The 17,133-nt window shown below is 37.6% G+C and carries 14 protein-coding genes, 1 other RNA gene and 1 pseudogene; 5 read left to right on the top strand and 11 right to left on the bottom strand.

The window, feature by feature from the left end; genetic code table 11:
- Nucleotides 1–6: 6 nt before the first annotated feature.
- The 3 genes from GTH24_RS03640 (at nt 7) to GTH24_RS03630 (ending at nt 4,401) form a co-directional block, all read left to right on the top strand.
- Nucleotides 7–3,156: an efflux RND transporter permease subunit gene (locus GTH24_RS03640; protein WP_072069371.1), complete on the top strand. Its 3,150-nt coding sequence runs from the start codon at nt 7–9 to the stop codon at nt 3,154–3,156.
- A 632-nt stretch (nt 3,157–3,788) separates the two neighbouring features.
- Entirely contained in the window at nt 3,789–4,151 is a 363-nt protein-coding gene (gene tomB / locus GTH24_RS03635) for an Hha toxicity modulator TomB (protein ID WP_072069372.1), read from the top strand.
- 46 nt (nt 4,152–4,197) lie between these two features.
- Nucleotides 4,198–4,401, top strand: coding sequence for an HHA domain-containing protein (locus tag GTH24_RS03630; RefSeq protein WP_006535062.1), 204 nt, complete (start codon nt 4,198–4,200; stop codon nt 4,399–4,401).
- Between the two features lie 355 nt (nt 4,402–4,756).
- Here GTH24_RS03630 and ffs read toward each other — a convergent pair.
- Nucleotides 4,757–4,853: signal recognition particle sRNA small type (gene ffs, locus GTH24_RS03625), an RNA gene on the bottom strand.
- A gap of 322 nt (nt 4,854–5,175) precedes the next feature.
- Here ffs and tesB point away from each other — a divergent pair.
- Nucleotides 5,176–6,051, top strand: coding sequence for an acyl-CoA thioesterase II (gene tesB / locus GTH24_RS03620; RefSeq protein ID WP_072069373.1), 876 nt, complete (start codon nt 5,176–5,178; stop codon nt 6,049–6,051).
- A 43-nt stretch (nt 6,052–6,094) separates the two neighbouring features.
- On the opposite strand, the gene amtB is transcribed toward tesB, so the two are convergent.
- The 5 genes from amtB to GTH24_RS03595 form a co-directional block, all read right to left on the bottom strand.
- Nucleotides 6,095–7,387, bottom strand: coding sequence for an ammonium transporter AmtB (gene amtB / locus GTH24_RS03615; RefSeq protein WP_072069374.1), 1,293 nt, complete (start codon nt 7,385–7,387; stop codon nt 6,095–6,097).
- 12 nt (nt 7,388–7,399) lie between these two features.
- Nucleotides 7,400–7,738 carry a P-II family nitrogen regulator gene (locus GTH24_RS03610; protein ID WP_072069375.1) on the bottom strand — a complete coding sequence of 113 codons (339 nt, stop codon included), beginning with the start codon at nt 7,736–7,738 and terminating at the stop codon, nt 7,400–7,402.
- Nucleotides 7,739–7,973: 235 nt separating this feature from the next.
- Complete coding sequence (locus GTH24_RS03605) at nt 7,974–9,761, bottom strand: SmdB family multidrug efflux ABC transporter permease/ATP-binding protein (protein ID WP_164525958.1); 1,788 nt, start codon at nt 9,759–9,761, stop codon at nt 7,974–7,976.
- Nucleotides 9,748–11,493, bottom strand: coding sequence for a SmdA family multidrug ABC transporter permease/ATP-binding protein (locus GTH24_RS03600; protein ID WP_164525957.1), 1,746 nt, complete (start codon nt 11,491–11,493; stop codon nt 9,748–9,750). Before GTH24_RS03600 ends, GTH24_RS03605 begins: the two co-directional genes overlap by 14 nt.
- A gap of 56 nt (nt 11,494–11,549) precedes the next feature.
- Nucleotides 11,550–12,011 carry an Lrp/AsnC family transcriptional regulator gene (locus GTH24_RS03595; RefSeq protein WP_072069378.1) on the bottom strand — a complete coding sequence of 154 codons (462 nt, stop codon included), beginning with the start codon at nt 12,009–12,011 and terminating at the stop codon, nt 11,550–11,552.
- A gap of 158 nt (nt 12,012–12,169) precedes the next feature.
- On the opposite strand from GTH24_RS03595, the gene queC reads away from it, so the two are divergent.
- Nucleotides 12,170–12,868 (top strand): 7-cyano-7-deazaguanine synthase QueC, encoded by a 699-nt coding sequence (queC, locus tag GTH24_RS03590; protein ID WP_072069379.1) that lies wholly within the window; start codon nt 12,170–12,172, stop codon nt 12,866–12,868.
- A gap of 154 nt (nt 12,869–13,022) precedes the next feature.
- Here the strand turns inward: queC and GTH24_RS03585 are convergent, their stop codons facing one another.
- The 5 genes and pseudogenes from GTH24_RS03585 to hupB all read right to left on the bottom strand — a co-directional run bounded on the left by GTH24_RS03585 (nt 13,023) and on the right by hupB (nt 16,954).
- Entirely contained in the window at nt 13,023–13,427 is a 405-nt protein-coding gene (locus tag GTH24_RS03585; protein ID WP_072069380.1) for an acyl-CoA thioesterase, read from the bottom strand.
- A 249-nt stretch (nt 13,428–13,676) separates the two neighbouring features.
- Nucleotides 13,677–13,862, bottom strand: a pseudogene (locus GTH24_RS22085) (ComEA family DNA-binding protein); the annotation flags it as partial.
- Nucleotides 13,863–13,880: 18 nt separating this feature from the next.
- On the bottom strand, nt 13,881–14,048 hold the full coding sequence (locus GTH24_RS22080) for a hypothetical protein (RefSeq protein ID WP_241254019.1): 168 nt from the start codon (nt 14,046–14,048) through the stop codon (nt 13,881–13,883).
- Between the two features lie 288 nt (nt 14,049–14,336).
- Nucleotides 14,337–16,214, bottom strand: coding sequence for a peptidylprolyl isomerase (ppiD, locus tag GTH24_RS03575; RefSeq protein ID WP_164525956.1), 1,878 nt, complete (start codon nt 16,212–16,214; stop codon nt 14,337–14,339).
- A 464-nt stretch (nt 16,215–16,678) separates the two neighbouring features.
- Nucleotides 16,679–16,954: a nucleoid-associated protein HU-beta gene (hupB, locus tag GTH24_RS03570; RefSeq protein ID WP_036911695.1), complete on the bottom strand. Its 276-nt coding sequence runs from the start codon at nt 16,952–16,954 to the stop codon at nt 16,679–16,681.
- Between the last annotated feature and the right edge of the window lie 179 nt (nt 16,955–17,133).

Below are 17,133 nucleotides of genomic sequence, written 5' to 3'. Positions count from 1 at the left end.
TGATCCATGCCTAAGTTTTTTATAGATAGACCGATATTTGCATGGGTAATTGCGATAATTACCATGCTCGCAGGTCTTCTGGCACTCATCAAACTGCCTGTTGCCCAGTATCCAACGATTGCACCGCCAGCGATTTCTATCTCTGCGGTTTATCCAGGTGCTGATGCCACTACGGTGCAGAATACAGTTACCCAAGTTATCGAACAAAATATGAATGGTATCGATAACATGGTGTATATGTCTGCAACCAGTGACTCTGCAGGTATGATGAATATCACTCTGACCTTTGAAGCAGGTACTGATCCTGATATCGCGCAAGTCCAAGTGCAAAATAAACTGCAATTGGCAATGCCGCTATTACCTCAGGAAGTGCAACAGCAAGGGATTAGTGTTGATAAATCCTCAAGTTCATTCTTGATGGTCGCCGGTTTCATCTCAAATGACGGTTCAATGACACAAGATGATATCGCAGACTATGTGGGTGCAACGATTAAAGACCCGTTAAGCCGTGTAACCGGTGTGGGTGAAACCCAGTTATTTGGTACTCAATACGCAATGCGTATCTGGTTAGACCCAGATAAACTGGTGAAATACAACATGACAACACTTGATGTTACTAATGCGATTAAAGCACAAAATAACCAAGTGGCAGCAGGTCAATTAGGGGGAACGCCTCCTGTACCTGGTCAGCGTTTAAACGTATCTATTATTGCTCAAACTCGACTTAATAACGCAGAACAATTCGGCGATATCCTGATGAAAGTCAATACAGACGGTTCACAGGTTAAGCTAAAAGATCTCGGTGTAGTTGAGATGGGTGCTGAAAACTACAGTACTGTTGCTCGTTTTAATGGATTACCCGCTTCTGGTATCGGTATTAAGCTAGCAACGGGCGCTAACGCATTAGATACAGCAACCGCTGTGCGTGCTGCATTAGCTGAAATGGAACCGTTCTTCCCTGCGGGATTAGAGGTCGTTTATCCTTATGATACAACGCCGTTCGTTAAGATCTCTATTTTCGAAGTGGTAAAAACGCTTATTGAAGCCATTATGTTGGTATTCGTAGTTATGTATCTGTTCTTACAGAACTTCCGAGCTACGTTAATTCCAACTATTGCAGTCCCTGTTGTATTGTTGGGTACTTTCGCCATACTCTCGGCGTTTGGTTATTCGATAAATACATTGACGATGTTTGCGATGGTACTTGCCATCGGGCTTCTGGTGGATGACGCCATCGTTGTCGTAGAGAACGTCGAACGTGTTATGCAAGAAGAAGGTTTATCACCTAAAGAAGCAACACGTAAATCTATGGGGCAAATCCAAGGTGCACTGGTGGGTATTGCCCTCGTGCTTTCTGCGGTATTTATTCCAATGGCATTCTTTGGTGGTTCAACAGGTGCGATTTATCGCCAGTTCTCTATCACCATCGTATCAGCAATGGTTCTGTCTGTTTTCGTTGCATTGATTTTAACACCGGCGCTTTGTGCCACAATGTTAAAACCAATACCAAAAGGCAGTCATGGTGTGCAAACCGGCTTCTTTGGTTGGTTTAACCGCACCTTTGAAAAAAGTAGCCATCACTATACTGACAGTGTATCCCGTACTCTTCGCGGTACTGGCCGTTACTTATTAATTTACGTTTTATTAGTCGCAGGCATGGCATTAATGTTTATTCGCTTACCTGCATCGTTCTTACCAGAGGAAGACCAAGGGGTATTACTGACAATGGTTCAGTTACCTGCTGGCTCCACACAAGAACAGACTCAAGACGTATTAGAAAGAGTAAATGACTACTTTAATACCGATGAAAAAGAACTCGTTAAATCCGTCTTTACCGTAAGTGGCTTCGGCTTCGGTGGTCAAGGCCAAAATATGGGTCTGGTCTTCGTTGTATTGAATGATTGGGATGAACGTAAAGCAGATGAGGACAAAGTTCCAGCAATTGTAGGTCGTGCCAATATGGCATTATCCCAAATTAAAGAAGCCTTTGTTTACTCCTTTAACATTCCAGCGATTGTTGAATTAGGTTCTGCGGGTGGTTTCGAATTTGAGTTAGTCGATAAAGCTAACCTCGGTCATGAAAAACTGATGGAAGCCCGAAATCAACTTCTTGGACTTGCTGCACAACAACCTCAAATGTTAACGGGTGTGCGCCCTAATGGTCAGGAAGATACATCACAGTATCGTCTATATATTGACCTAGAAAAAGCGCAGGCTCAAGGTGTTGCAATCAGCGATATCTATTCAACATTAGGTACCATGTTTGGTGGTAGCTACGTAAACGACTTTATCGACCGTGGTCGTGTTAAGAAAGTTTATGTTCAAGCTGAATCACAATTCCGCATGTTGCCACAAGATATTGGTAATCTTTATGTTCGTAACAATGTCGGTCAGATGGTTCCATTCTCATCATTCATTGATACAAGTAAAGATCCTTGGTTATATGGCTCTCCACGTTTAGAGCGTTATAACGGTTTACCTGCTGTCCAAATTCAAGGTAGTGCAACACCGGGTCAAAGTAGTGGTGATGCAATGCTAATGATGGAAGATCTCGCAAGTAAATTACCAAGTGGTATTGGTTATGAATGGACAGGAATGTCATATCAAGAACGTTTATCTGGTAACCAAGCGCCTGCGCTGTATACCATTTCCTTGATAGTTGTATTCCTCTGCCTTGCAGCTCTTTATGAAAGTTGGTCAGTACCGTTCTCCGTTATGCTCGTGGTTCCTCTGGGTGTTATCGGTGCGCTGTTGTTTACCACATTCCGAGGCCTTGAGAACGACGTTTACTTTAAGGTTGGGCTCTTAACAACCATTGGGTTATCGGCGAAAAACGCAATCTTGATTGTTGAATTCGCCAAAGACTTGATGGAAAAAGAAGGCAAAGGACTCATAGAAGCAACGTTAGACTCTGTTAGAATGCGTCTACGTCCAATTCTAATGACCTCTCTGGCCTTTATGTTAGGGGTTATTCCTCTTGTATTAAGTAATGGTGCAGGTTCTGGTGCACAGAACTCAGTAGGTACAGGTGTATTCGGTGGTATGATTGCCGCAACCTCTCTTGCTATCTACTTTGTTCCTATTTTCTTCGTCGTGATCCGTAGACGATTTGCGAAGAAAAACGAAGATTTAGAACATCCAAGTAATTCACACTAACTTATCTGTGAATTCCAAAAAGGTCGCGTAAGCGACCTTTTTCTTTATCTATTGATATATCATTTAAAATGAAAACTTATCTTAGTATATTATTTTAAAAAAATATCTCTTTAATCAATAAACTCATTTTATTTTTTTTCTTATATATGACTTTTTGTCAAAATCAAACAGACTGTTATTTATAAATAACAACGCTAAATAGACCTCATTTACACGCTTAAACATGTAAAACACAATAAAAACAAAGATAATCATAATGTTAAGAAATTACCATCTTGATTGGAATATATTAATTTTTACGAAAATAGACAAAATTCTGTTGTTCAGATAGTGACTTATGCGATAATAGTGCTATATTAAGCAAAGAAACATTTTTATTGTGTATTTTTTAAACTCCCTTGTATGCAATGAGTATTTGATATCATCTTTTGGTATGCTATTACTTTGTTAGAAATAATATATATAATTATTAAACTCTTTTAGCATACGGGCAAATATAAATGCCCAATCTCGAGTTTGTGTTTTTTTATTAATCCATTAATGAATTATGTGATGTGTCTCATTAATAAGTCTAACTCTACGTATTTACCATTATTAATGAATATTTTCTATTAATTCAGCCACGATAAGTTATGGACGAATATTCACCAGAAAAAGTAGATTTAGCTGAATTGTCGTTTTTATGTGAAGAGCTATTACAGCAAGCTTTAGGCTCATTAGATAAAGGCAGCACCGTTTGGCACAATGATCTGAGTAGCACAAAAAGCGTTGACCTTAATGTCTTAATTGAACACATTATGGACTTTAGTTGGAAATTTAAGATTAAACACCCAGATAAACAAATAATTAACACTCTTATAGAAGAGTACCTTGAAGAAACATATCGTTTATTTGGTAATACATCAATTTCTTACTCAGACATCAATAATTGGAAAGAGTTAAATCATTCGCTTTTAACCCTTATAGCCAAAAACCCAAAAAGTTATATTAAGTAAATTTAATTATCTTTAGTTTTATTCTAAATAATAGAGAAAAGACAACATGACTAAGACAGACTATCTAATGCGTTTAAGAAAATGCACCTCAATCGAAACATTAGAGCGAGTAATTGAAAAAAACAAATACGAACTCTCTGATGATGAGCTGGAGCTATTTTATTCAGCTGCTGATCATCGTTTAGCTGAGCTCACTATGAATAAACTCTATGACAAAATTCCAGCATCTGTTTGGAAGTTTGTAAGATAATTTAGTTCTATTTAATTACCTTAATTTTATTTTTGCTATTTTTATTTTTTATAGTAGTAGGGTTATTAGTTCTTAATTTAGATATCGTTTTTATTCACGTTTTCTTATCAGTAGTATGATTACACACCATCATGCCGTTAACTTATTACGGCATGACTGCATTATTTTACCCAAAATCCCCCTTCCATATTATAAATATCATCATTCATTTTCTAATAATACGGTCATACATTGAATTTATTATTTTCTACATACGTAATATTGATGTTCAAAAATGAGGAAATAATACACAAAAAGCGTATTAGTGAGAAAAAATAGGAAAAGATAAATTACGAAGGCTAGAAATTGGGTGGGGCCTTGCCAGCGACATCCCGGCACACACGACACCTGCCATGGCTGCTTCCTTCCGGACCTGACCGAGTTAACAAGTTAGTGTTGCGGGAGAACCAACAAGACCCCATAGATTGTCTTATTGCTAAGACGTCACGCATTATGTTTTAAACTCACAAAAATAGCAAGGACAGTGAGCCTAAGTGATGATTAATTACTCAAATTAAGGCTTGTCTCTTATTCATCTACCTTTAGCGCTCTTTTTGCCTTTCATAAACCCATAAGATCGTATTCAATAAGCTAATAAACAATAATCTCATTTCCTATGTTCATTTATCATTAGGTTGCTATCGAAGATAAAAAGGAGATTGTTTTTTTTATATCCTTAGGATTGTATATAATCACTTTATAAAAAATAACCCGATCTAATGGTACAGGTACACTATGAGTCAGGCATTGAAAGATCTCATCAATTTAATGGCACTTGAAAAAATAGAAGAAGGCCTATTTAGAGGGCAAAGCGAAGATTTAGGATTACCACAAGTTTTTGGTGGTCAAGTTGTAGGACAGGCACTGTATGCAGCAAAACAAACTATTGCAGATAATCGCTATATTAATTCCTTTCACAGCTATTTTTTACGCCCCGGTGATAGCCATAAACCCATTATTTATGATGTAGAATTTATTCGTGATGGAGGTTCATTTAGCACACGCAGAGTCAGTGCTATCCAACAGGGTAAACCTATTTTCTATATGACGGTTTCTTTTCAAGAGTTTGAGGAAGGTTTTGAGCATCAAGATACAATGCCCGATGTTCCTTTTCCTAATGAGCTTATCTCACAAGATGATATTTTGAAAAAATTGGCACCTAAATTACCAGAGCCGATTAAATCTTTAGCATTACGAGAAACCCCTTTTGAAGCTCGTCCAGTACAATACTTTAGCCCTTTTGGCTATTCTAAGGCACCCGCTGAACGCTATGTTTGGTATCGTAGTCGTGGTGAAATGCCATCAGATCCTTTTTTACATCAATATATGTTGGGCTATGTTTCTGATTTTGACTTCTTACCCACAGCACTCCAACCTTATGGTTTAGGATTTATGGATCCAAGTCTTCAAGTAGCAACGATAGACCATTCAATGTGGTTTCATCGTCCATTCCGTATTGATGACTGGTTACTGTATGTAATTGAAAGCCCATCGGCATCAGGAGGAAGGGGATTTGTTAGAGGTAAATTCTTTAACACGAATGGCCAATTAGTTGCTTCATCCGTTCAAGAGGGAGTTATTCGTCAAAAACGCCCTAAACATACAAAATAATTAAATAAACATATTCCCCCCTCAAAAGAGGGGGAATAGACAATTACTGCTGATAAGCACGTTCACCATGAGAAGTTAAATCTAATCCATCATGCTCTTCTTCTTCAGAAACTCGTAACCCCACCAGCTTATCTGCGATTTTAAAACTAAGATAAGCGACAACACCTGACCAAATCACTGTAATAACAACACTCATTAACTGTATTAAAACTTGCTTGCTTAATGTCATGCCATCGCTATAGCCCACCCCCCCTAAAAATGAAGCCGTAAATACCCCCGTTAACAAACACCCCACAATGCCACAAGTTCCATGAATGCCAAAAACATCACAAACATCATCGGCTTTTAGCCACCGTTTTAAAATAACAACCCCCCAAAGCCCAATAACTCCCCCTGTTACACCAATAAATAATGCGCCCATAACACCGACTGTACCCGCTGCTGGCGTAATTGCCACCAGTCCAGCAATACAACCCGAGCAACTGCCTAACATTGATGGCTTTCCTCTGACTAGCCATTCAGATAAAGTCCAAGAAAGTACCGCTCCCGCAGTTGCAATCACTGTGTTCAAAAATGCTAAAGCTGCAATTGCATTTGCACTTCCCGCAGAGCCTGCATTAAAACCAAACCAACCAATATAAAGCACAGCCGTTCCAATAAATACCATCGGTAGATTATGAGGTTTAAGGGCTGTATGTTGGTAATCACGTCGTTTACCGAGTAAGTAAGCACCAACAAGGGCAGCAACAGCTGCATTGATATGAACCACTGTTCCGCCTGCAAAATCAAGTGCGCCATCATCAATTAACCAGCCACCTTCTCCCCATACCATGTGAGCGATCGGAATATAAGAAAACGTAAACCAAATAATCGTAAAAATAATCAACGCAGAAAAGCGGACTCGCTCACCCAATGCGCCAACAATCAAGGCAATCGTTATCACAGCAAAAGAACCTTGAAAGGCAATGTGTACATATTGATTAATTGAACCTGAAACAGACGCCAAAGAAATATTACTCAAAAAAGTAAGTGACCACCCACCCCACACTTTATTACCCGCAGTAAAAGCTAAACTATAGCCAAAAGTTATCCAAAGAATGACCACGACACTAAAGATCATCATCACTTGTGTTATCAACGAGAGCACATTTTTACTTCTCAGCAATCCCCCATAAAACAGGGCAATACCAGGGATAGTCATAAAAAAGACCAGAGCCGTGCAAATCAACATAAAACCATTATCAGCTTTATCGATAACCGAGACTTCAGAGGCAAGTGCTGATGAAGAAAAGTTTGTAAGCACTAACATTAATAATAAAGAAAGTAAGCTTTTCATCGAAATTCTCCTTTAAAGAGCCTCATCACCAAACTCACCCGTACGAATACGAACAGCTTGTAATAATTCTAAAACAAAAATTTTGCCATCTCCCACTTTACCCGTATCTGTCGCTTGCATAATTGTTTGCATAACAGGCTCAAGTTGCTCATCGCTGATGGCGAGTTCTATTTTCACTTTAGGAAGAAAATTGACTTCATATTCGGCTCCTCGGTAAAGCTCAGCATGCCCTTTCTGTCGCCCATATCCCTTTACTTCACTGATTGTCATCCCTTTTATACCCAACTCAGAAAGTAACTCTCTGACCTCTTCTAATTTAAATGGCTTAATTATGGCGATGATATATTTCATATAAACCTCGTCTATGTAAGAAAGAACAACGTTTATAAAGCAAAGGACATGCCAATTTTTAATATAATGATATTTAAAGAAAAATTTAAATTATTAAAAAATAGAACTAATAAACTCACCGAATTGGTGCAAACATAAGCCTGCTATTTTGATAAAAGCGAAATAATGGGAAATAAAAAAGGGCACATAGTTTTATGTGCCCTCTAAAAAAAATCAGATATTAATTTTAAGTCAATTATTCTACTTCGACAGGATTTTGTTCTTGTAAAGACTCTCTAACCTGCTGTAATTGAAACATATTATAGTATCGTCCTTTTTGTGAGAGTAATTCCATGTGATCACCCTGCTCAACAATTGCACCACGATGAAGCACCACAATTTCATTGGCTTCAATAATAGTTGAAAGTCGATGAGCAATAACAATCAGGGTTGTTTTTTCTCTTACTACTTTTAATGCCTTCTGTATGGCTTGCTCTGTTCCTGAATCAATATTCGCTGTTGCTTCATCAAGAATAAGAATACAAGGTGGTATTAATAATACACGCGCTAATGCAAGTAACTGTTTTTGCCCCGCAGATAAGCGACTACCTTGTTCGCCAAGTTCTGTTTGTAATTCTTCTGGTAATGCTTTAGCCCATTGATCAAGTTGTACTGTTTCTAACACCTGCCATAAATGTGATTCATCACATTCTCGCCCTAATGCAATGTTGTCATACAACGAACCTGATAATAAAACTGGATCTTGTTGCACCATAGCAATACCACTGCGCAACGCATAATGCGAGTAATCCTCTAAAGGTTGCTCATCTAAATAAACATTCCCTTTTTGCCAAGGGTAATTTCCCATCAACAGACTTGCTAACGTACTTTTACCGCTCCCAGTATGTCCAACAAATGCCACAAAATGACGAGCAGGAATAGCTAAGTTGATATCCTTTAATACCCATTGTTCATCACGATAGGCAAACCATAAGGAATTAACATCAATATTACCTTGAGTAATGATATGTGATGATGAGCCATAATGTTGTGAAGGTGCATCCATCAATTCAAAAACACGTTCACCTGAAACAACCGCTTGTTGCAAAATGGACTGTTGCGATGTCAATGTGATTAACGGTTCATTTAATCGCCCCAAATAACTAATAAACGCATAAATCACCCCAACACCGATAACCGCACTACCTTGATAGCCAAATAGCATCAATAAGCCACACAAAACCAACGCAGAGAGCATGCTTAGCAAAGGACGCAATAACAGCCCATCAAGTTTTAATGCTTTCATACGGGCCTGATAATGCTGCCAGCTATCATCTGACATTCTTTGACCAAATCGAGCTTGTTGCCTAAATTGCTGGATCACAGACATTCCATTGATAACTTCATGGAAACCATCATTAATATTGGCAAGAAAATGGCGTACATTGCGGACTATCGGTGTACTGAGTCGCTGATATAGCATCATCACACCAATAACAGCTGGGAAGATAGTCATCGCTACCAATGCCATTTGCCACTCTAATAAGAACATGGCAATTAACATAACAACCACTAACGCAATGGCACGAAACAATGTCGGTAAGACGTTAACAAACAAATCTTTAATTGTTTCGGTATCATTCGTTACACGAGAAATTAATTGACCTACCGGTTGATTATCAAAAGCACTTAATGGTTGTTTTAGTGCAGCGCTCATCACATCTGTGCGTAATTGTTGTACAACCCCAACAGCCGCATGGTTAAACACAATTGCCTGATAATAATGAAGTGTCGCTGCAATTATTTGTAAAAGAATAAATGCCAATGCCAAACCTAATGAAGATGTTAATTCAACATTATTCGTAGCCACTTTTTTATCAATGAAATAACCCACAATTAATGGGCCACCCACCTCTGCAACTGCAGCTACCCACAACATAATGACGCCCCATGTCATAGGTTTGCGATAGGTTTTACCATAAGTTAAAAGACGCTTTAATGCAGGGAATAGCGCTTTAACGGATTTATTTTTACTGATCGTCATCCAGCGCGGCCTCTAATTGCTGATAATGGTACATATCTTGATACCAACCAGGTATTGAAATTAATTGTTGATGCGTACCTTGTTCTACAATTTCGCCTTGTTTTAACACTAGGATATTAGTAGCACCAACCAAAGCAGATAAACGATGTGCACTGATAATCAACGTTCTATCTTTTCGCCATTGTGACAAATTTTGTAAAATTTGATATTCAGTTTGTCCATCAACGGCAGATAATGCGTCATCTAATAACAAAATTTCCGCATCTAATAGTAGCGCTCGCGCAATAGAAATACGCTGTTTTTGCCCACCAGATAGCATCACACCTTTTTCACCTACCTGCGTTTGATACCCTTCAGGTAAACGCAGAATATCATCATGAATATTTGCCAGTTTAGCTACCGCTTCAATTTCATCTTTAGTTGCATTAGGACGTCCTAATGCGATGTTTCCGGCAATGGTATCTGAAAATAAAAAAGGTGTTTGATTAACTACAGCTAAACGCGCTCGCCACTCATCGAGTTTTAATTGGTAAATAGGTATGGATTGAAAACAAATTTCACCTTCAGTTACATCGTAAAGTCGTTGGATAACGGTGAGTAGCGTACTTTTCCCACTACCAGTCATTCCGCAAATTCCCAACATATCGCCGGGAGATAAGGTGAAATGAATATTTTTAAGCACATCTGTTGTTTGTTCAGGATACTGAAAGCGGTCGATATCAACAGATAATACCCCTCGACCTTGTTTCGGTGATAAATCACCATCAATCATATCGAGTTTTTCATTCAATAAGCTATTAATTCGGCTGTAGGCAGCACTACCACGTTCAACAATATTAAACATCCATGCCAGCGCTAACATAGGCCAAATCATTTGACCTAAATACATAACAAAACTAGTTAATTCACCTAATGTCATTTTGTCATTGAGTACCAGATAGCTCCCACCAGCAACTGCGAACAAATTAGCAAAACCGATCGCCATAAAAATAGTGGGATCAAACAAAGCATCAATTCTTGCAACACGCATATTTTGACGCCCAGTTTCTTTTGCAACATCATCGAAACGAGAAGCATGCTGTTGTTCAAGCCCGAATGATTTGATCATGCGAATACTGCTCAGACTTTCTTGTGCTTGGTTATTCAGTGACGAAAAAAGTGCCTGCGCGGTTTTAAAACGGCTATGTAACTTATCACCATAACGTTTAATCAAAATGGCCATTAGTGGCATAGGTAATAGTGAAATTAGTGTTAGTTCCCAACTTAACTGGATACTCATCATCACAAGTACAGCAAGTCCCATCACCATTGAATCAACTAAAGTTAGAACGCCTTCTCCAGCCGCAAAAACGACTTTATCAACGTCATTCGTGGTACGAGCGATCAAATCGCCAGTACGATAACGATGATAAAAAGAAGAGGATTGCTGATTAAGCTGTTGATAAATCTGCATTCGCAGTTTTACGGCTAATTGATAAGAAGCACCAAATAACCAAAGTCGCCAAAAATAACGTAAAAGATAAACTGCGAGGGCAATTAACACCATCACACCAACCCAATTCATTACTTGGCTAAACGATAGACTATGATTATCAACACCATCCACAATGATCCCTACAATTTTAGGAGGGATCACCTGTAATACTGCGATAACCATCAATAAGAAAATGGCACCGACATAACGACGCCATTCACTAAGAAAATACCAACTGAGCTGTGAAAATAGAGCCACGCCTTAAATCCTAAGGTTATACAAAAAATAAAAGTGCCAGTTGGTAAAGATGAACCTTATTCAGGTATCGGCATTGCCGTTGTGTATTTAATTTTTTCCATTGCGAAGTTAGAAGTTACGTCAATAAGACCTGGTACACCATTAACCATACGCTTATAAAACAAGTCGTAACTTTTCATGTCTACCACTTCAACATGCATTAGATAATCACACTCACCCGCCATTCGATAGAATGTCAGTACTTCTGGCATTTGCTTAACAAATGAAACAAACTGTTCGTACCATTCGCTATTATGTTGCTGTGTTCTAATCATAACAATAACTGTTAGACCTAGCCCAATTTTTTCGCTATCAAGTAGGGCAACTCGTTTACGAATATAACCGTCATCCTCGAGTCGTTTCAATCGTTTCCAGCAAGGTGTTGAGGTTAGGTTAACAGCCTCAGCCAAAGTATTCAGTGAGAGGCTTGAATCTTCCTGTAATAGCGCTAATAATTTACGGTCAATCTTATCTAACATAGATACTCCTTCAAAATATGCCCCTACAAAAAATAATGATAACCTGCCCCTTAGTATAAGAGTAATCATCTAATGATAAATCGGTAATAAATTGTCATAATATATGTACTTTTATGCGTACTAATCCTTATGTAAATTCGATTTTCAGGAGTATTCCGATGAAAAAAACGGTCGTTGTCTTCAGTGGTGGGCAAGATTCGACAACATGCCTTATTCAAGCAAAAGAAAAGTACGATGAAGTACATTGCATCACATTTAATTATGGGCAACGTCATAAAGAAGAAATTGAGGTAGCACAAAAAGTAAGTCAATTACTGGGAGCAACTGCGCATAAGGTTTTGGATGTAAATTTACTCAATGAACTCGCTATCAGTAGTTTAACTCGCGACAATATACCTGTTCCTGATTTCAAAGAAAGTGAAGAAAGTGATATTCCAAGTACCTTTGTACCGGGTAGAAATATTCTTTTCCTCACTTTAGCAGCTATTTATGCTTACCAAATTGGGGCTGAAAGTGTCATTACAGGAGTTTGTGAGACTGATTTTTCTGGCTATCCTGATTGTCGTGATGAATTTGTCAAAGCACTAAATCATGCAGTCAATTTAGGTATTGCGCGAGATATTAAATTCATCACTCCATTAATGTGGCTAGATAAAGCTGAAACTTGGGCATTAGCAGATTATTACCAAAAATTAGATTTTGTTCGCCATGAAACCTTAACCTGCTATAACGGTGTTCAAGGTGATGGCTGTGGTGAATGTGCCGCTTGCCATTTAAGACAACGCGGATTAAACACTTATTTAGCTGATAAAAAGCAAATCATGCAGGCAATGAAACAGAAAGTAGGATTAAAATAGTTACTGTAATATCGTCCACTGATAGTTATCACTGCAACTTGTTAGCTTAGGCAGTGATAACCACTCATGCATTATCACTACCTTAAATTACGTTAAGTTAACTCATCTTGGTTGAATTACCCTTATTTATTTTATAATGTGAAATCACTCTAGATTATGATGCTTGACGTACATACTCTAGTTTTTCTCTTAATTGATCCGTTAAGGTCAGTGCTTTTTTAGTATTAATATCTACAAGAACAAAAGTGATTAATGCATCAGAAATAAGCGCACCATCTTTTTTTCTGACTATCTTTTGAGACAATACACCACTTTTAATCCCAACTTCAGCAACTTCACAGTCAATAATTAACTCATCACCAAGACTTGCTGGTAAGCGATAATTAATATTGATATTAGCGACTACTAACGCCAAACCATTACGCTTAAACCAAGCAAAATCTAAATGTTGTTCAATCCAATCCCATCGGGCTTGTTCTAAAAACTCAAGGTAACGTGCATTATTCACATGCTCAAAAACATCCAAATGAAAACCATAAACTTTAATTAATGTACTCATATAAATCCATTACCTCTTGATTATTATATTAAAAATCTTGATAACGTTTTTTTTGCGATACAATAAATATAGTCAAAAAAATAAATTTAGTAATATCTCAATTTAGCTTTTTTATCGTTCACTCCATTTAACGAATCAATTCAATGGAAATGTGTTTCTCTTAATTACAAAGAGAAACACACGTTATTAAAACAATATTTGTCTTTTCAGTAAACGAACTACATGCAATATAAAATGCAAGTTAGCTCATTAGTTTATGACGATAAAATCACGATTTTGTTCGACTAATTTCATCCCTATACCAAATACTTTTTCAAGTTGTTCAATAGAGGTAAATCGACCCAATTGTTCACGGTAATCAATAATAGCTTGAGCTTTTGCTTTACCAATACCTTTAAGCCCCATTAACTCATCAACCGTTGCTGTATTTAAATCAACCTTATCTCCTACATTTTATTTTACTTCTTTTGCATTTTTATCAACAGATGTGCTCGTTTCAATAGAAATCGAGGGGGTTGAAACAGGTGTTTCTTCTGCATAAGAAAGCGGTGAAAGTCCTAGTCCTAAAGCAAGGCAGATTGAAGCCATAAATCCTGATAACACTTTTTTATCCATCGTCATAATCATAATTTCCTTTTATAAAATAACTTTAAATTCAATAGCAAACAGTGTTTTCTGAATGCAAAAAAATAATGACAAGATATTAATAAACCTGCAATTACATAAAAATAAAATGTCGAGAGAATAGGAAAAATAAAATGAACAAAAGCTGAGTTACAAAAAAATTATCGGGATTACTCTCAAATATTCTTTTTTAAGAAAAAATAGATATAAACTCTCAATATCAATATTTGATACCCATAAAAAAACCCAGCCTAAGCTGGGTTTCTATTAAGATTTAAAGATAACTTATTGATAATCTTTGTCGAAAATCTCAATTTTAGCGTTGTCTTTTAAATCACGTAAAATCAGTTGTAAAGCTTCTTCGCCCATCTGCGCACGATAGAGGTTAGCCATAAACTCTAATTGCTCTGATGTTGGTTTGCCATCAGTCACGCTATCTAATTGAATAAAGACAACCTTAGTGCCTGGCACATTAGTCATACCATATTCTTTTTTGCCGTCAGCAGGCTTAGGCATAGCAAAAATAGCGGTTTGAACTGCATCTGTCGCAGATGAATGAACAATGCTTTCCACATTACCAAAAGAAAGGTTAGCCGCTTTTAGTGCTTCATCACCTTTGCCTTCTTTTAATGCAGCTAAAATTTTCTGCGCTTGTGTATTCATTGCTTGCGATGCTTTTTGCTGTTTAACGAGCATAACAACTTGATCACGAACTTTATCTAACGGTAGGCTTGCAGAAGGCTTATAACCCTCTACACGCACGACAAATGCACTGTCATTGCCTAACGTCACCATATCTGAATTCATGCCCGTAGGGCCATTTTCATCAACTAATGAGCCACCAAAAATTAATTGGGTCAGTTTTTCATTATTTAATGGTGCTGGTACGGTATTTTCATCAAACCAATCTGTATCAACAACCGTCACATTACCCGCTTTAGCTGCGGGTGCTAATGTGTCGTTATCATTAGAGGCTGCCTGACTCACGCGTTGTTGCAATGCAAAGAAATCATCGATAGCTTTGTTTTCGCGCATTTTTGCCAGTAAATCTGTTTTCACTTCGTCAAACGGTTTTACAACAGATTGTTTAATATCATCAAGGCGGAAAATTGCGTAACCATTGCTGATTTTAACAGGTGCAGAAAGTTGGCCTTTTTCTGTCAAACTCGCATTAGCCAGTTCGGGTAATTCTTGCCCGATGGTTATCCAACCTAAAGAACCATTTTGTTTTGCAGAGAAAGTATCAACTGATTTTTCTTTGACTAACGTAACGAAGTCTGCACCTTTTTTCAGTTCTTCTGCTGCTGCTTTCGCCGCAGCTTCATCAGCTAACACTAAGATGCTGTATTGTTTCTGTCCCGCAGCTGTAAATTCATCGATATTGTTGTCGTAATACGCTTTTGCTTCATCATCGGTAATATTAATGCTATTAAGATCTTTTTGAGCATTTAATTGAATATAACTGACTTTAAATTGCTCTGGTGCGATAAACATTTGGTTATTTTGTTCATAGAACGCCTTCACTTCATCGTCTGACGCCGTTTCTTTTTCAAGGAATGGCTGAATATCTAATGACGCTAAGCGTACGTTACGACTTTGCAGCATCAGTCCTGCAAATTCTTTAACTTCGCTCTCTAAGGCAAAATCAGTGCTTTGGATAGAGAATCTTAATTGCTGATTGATAAGATTTTGGCGAATACCTTCTGCAAATGCATCAGCATCAATATTATTGCCTTTCAATAAATCGACGTATTTTTTATTGTCAAATTTGCCATTAGTTTGAAAGTAAGGAAGCGCAAAAATTGCATCTCTAATTTGTTGATCGCCCGCTGAAATACCAAGATTTTGTGCAAATTGATCAAGTAAGGCTTGATTAATAAGTAAATCAAGTGATTGTTGGCGGATCAGTTTCTGACCTTCTTCTGATGAAGCAAGAGCAGCAAAGTTTTCACCCATATCTTGTTGTAACTGAGCGCGACGTTGCTGGTAAGCTTGCTCTAATTGAGAACGGCTAATTTTATATCCGTTAACTTCCGCAGCATCATTAACGCCAGAACTAAAGAGATATCCGCCCATACCAGTTAGGACGAAAGAGAGGATGATCACAGCTAATAATATCTTGATAAATGGATTATTAGCAGTTGAACGAATGTTGTCCATCATAACGAGACGAGGCTCCGTTTGGTGAAATAAAAATTATTTTTATGAGTGTTACACGACTATTTTGAGCACAGCGAAAAGATAATATGCCCATGCTGGCTTAATATCAAAATATCGCGACACGCGACAATCATTAAAAACAGCCAGTCCCGTATTCAATGTGCAGTCTTAAACACGCACTTTCTATCACTAAGAAAACTAAACAGCATTATTTGATTCATTGATTTAACTCATCACTGAATCCTTCATTGTTGTCTATTTCAGTTATAGAACAACGCGACATTCTATCAAATGACTACTTTAGTTTCACGTCTTATCGCCAGAGAATTCAAGGTTTAATCGTGATTTAACATCTAAAAAAAGAAAAGCGCATCTCAAAAAGATGCGCTTCATTTTTTAATTGAGTCGTTTTCTGTTTATCCATAACGTTAAGTTAATAACTCTTTGGCAGAAATTTCGTTCAACTATTATTGATTAACTGCGTCTTTTAAGCCTTTACCCGCACGGAATGCAGGAACTTTTGCAGCTTCAATTTGAATTTCTTTACCAGTTTGTGGGTTACGGCCAGTACGAGCTGCACGGTCACGTACAGTAAAAGTACCGAAACCTACTAATGCTACATCATCACCTTTTTGTAAAGATTCAGTGATAGAAGCAACCAGAGCATCTACAACACGACCTGCTGCCGCTTTTGAGATATCTGCATTTGCAGCAATTTTGTCGATCAGTTGAGTTTTATTCACGCTTTCATCCCCATAATTTTATGCGTTATTTTTCACCATTAATGGCAAATTTTGCAAACGTCGTTATATCAAGCCTTTTTAGATATAGCAAGACCGATAAAACAGCATTATTAATTAAAATCCCCATTAAATTAGCGACACAAAAAAAGGCTGGCAAGCTTTTATTACTTATCCAGCCT

Source organism: Proteus vulgaris, assembly GCF_011045815.1.
Classification (GTDB): Bacteria; Pseudomonadota; Gammaproteobacteria; order Enterobacterales; family Enterobacteriaceae; genus Proteus; species Proteus vulgaris_B.
Note: the sequence above shows the minus strand (reverse complement) of the source record. Positions and strands in the feature narration are given on the sequence as shown.

What these genes read in the sequence shown, in the direction of transcription:
- GTH24_RS03640 (WP_072069371.1), top strand. Translation starts at nt 7, where the DNA reads ATGCCTAAGTTTTTTATAGATAGACCGATATTTGCATGGGTAATTGCG.
- tomB (WP_072069372.1), top strand. Translation starts at nt 3,789, where the DNA reads ATGGACGAATATTCACCAGAAAAAGTAGATTTAGCTGAATTGTCGTTT.
- GTH24_RS03630 (WP_006535062.1), top strand. Translation starts at nt 4,198, where the DNA reads ATGACTAAGACAGACTATCTAATGCGTTTAAGAAAATGCACCTCAATC.
- tesB (WP_072069373.1), top strand. Translation starts at nt 5,176, where the DNA reads ATGAGTCAGGCATTGAAAGATCTCATCAATTTAATGGCACTTGAAAAA.
- amtB (WP_072069374.1), bottom strand. Translation starts at nt 7,387, where the DNA reads ATGAAAAGCTTACTTTCTTTATTATTAATGTTAGTGCTTACAAACTTT.
- GTH24_RS03610 (WP_072069375.1), bottom strand. Translation starts at nt 7,738, where the DNA reads ATGAAATATATCATCGCCATAATTAAGCCATTTAAATTAGAAGAGGTC.
- GTH24_RS03605 (WP_164525958.1), bottom strand. Translation starts at nt 9,761, where the DNA reads ATGACGATCAGTAAAAATAAATCCGTTAAAGCGCTATTCCCTGCATTA.
- GTH24_RS03595 (WP_072069378.1), bottom strand. Translation starts at nt 12,011, where the DNA reads ATGTTAGATAAGATTGACCGTAAATTATTAGCGCTATTACAGGAAGAT.
- queC (WP_072069379.1), top strand. Translation starts at nt 12,170, where the DNA reads ATGAAAAAAACGGTCGTTGTCTTCAGTGGTGGGCAAGATTCGACAACA.
- GTH24_RS03585 (WP_072069380.1), bottom strand. Translation starts at nt 13,427, where the DNA reads ATGAGTACATTAATTAAAGTTTATGGTTTTCATTTGGATGTTTTTGAG.
- GTH24_RS22080 (WP_241254019.1), bottom strand. Translation starts at nt 14,048, where the DNA reads ATGACGATGGATAAAAAAGTGTTATCAGGATTTATGGCTTCAATCTGC.
- ppiD (WP_164525956.1), bottom strand. Translation starts at nt 16,214, where the DNA reads ATGATGGACAACATTCGTTCAACTGCTAATAATCCATTTATCAAGATA.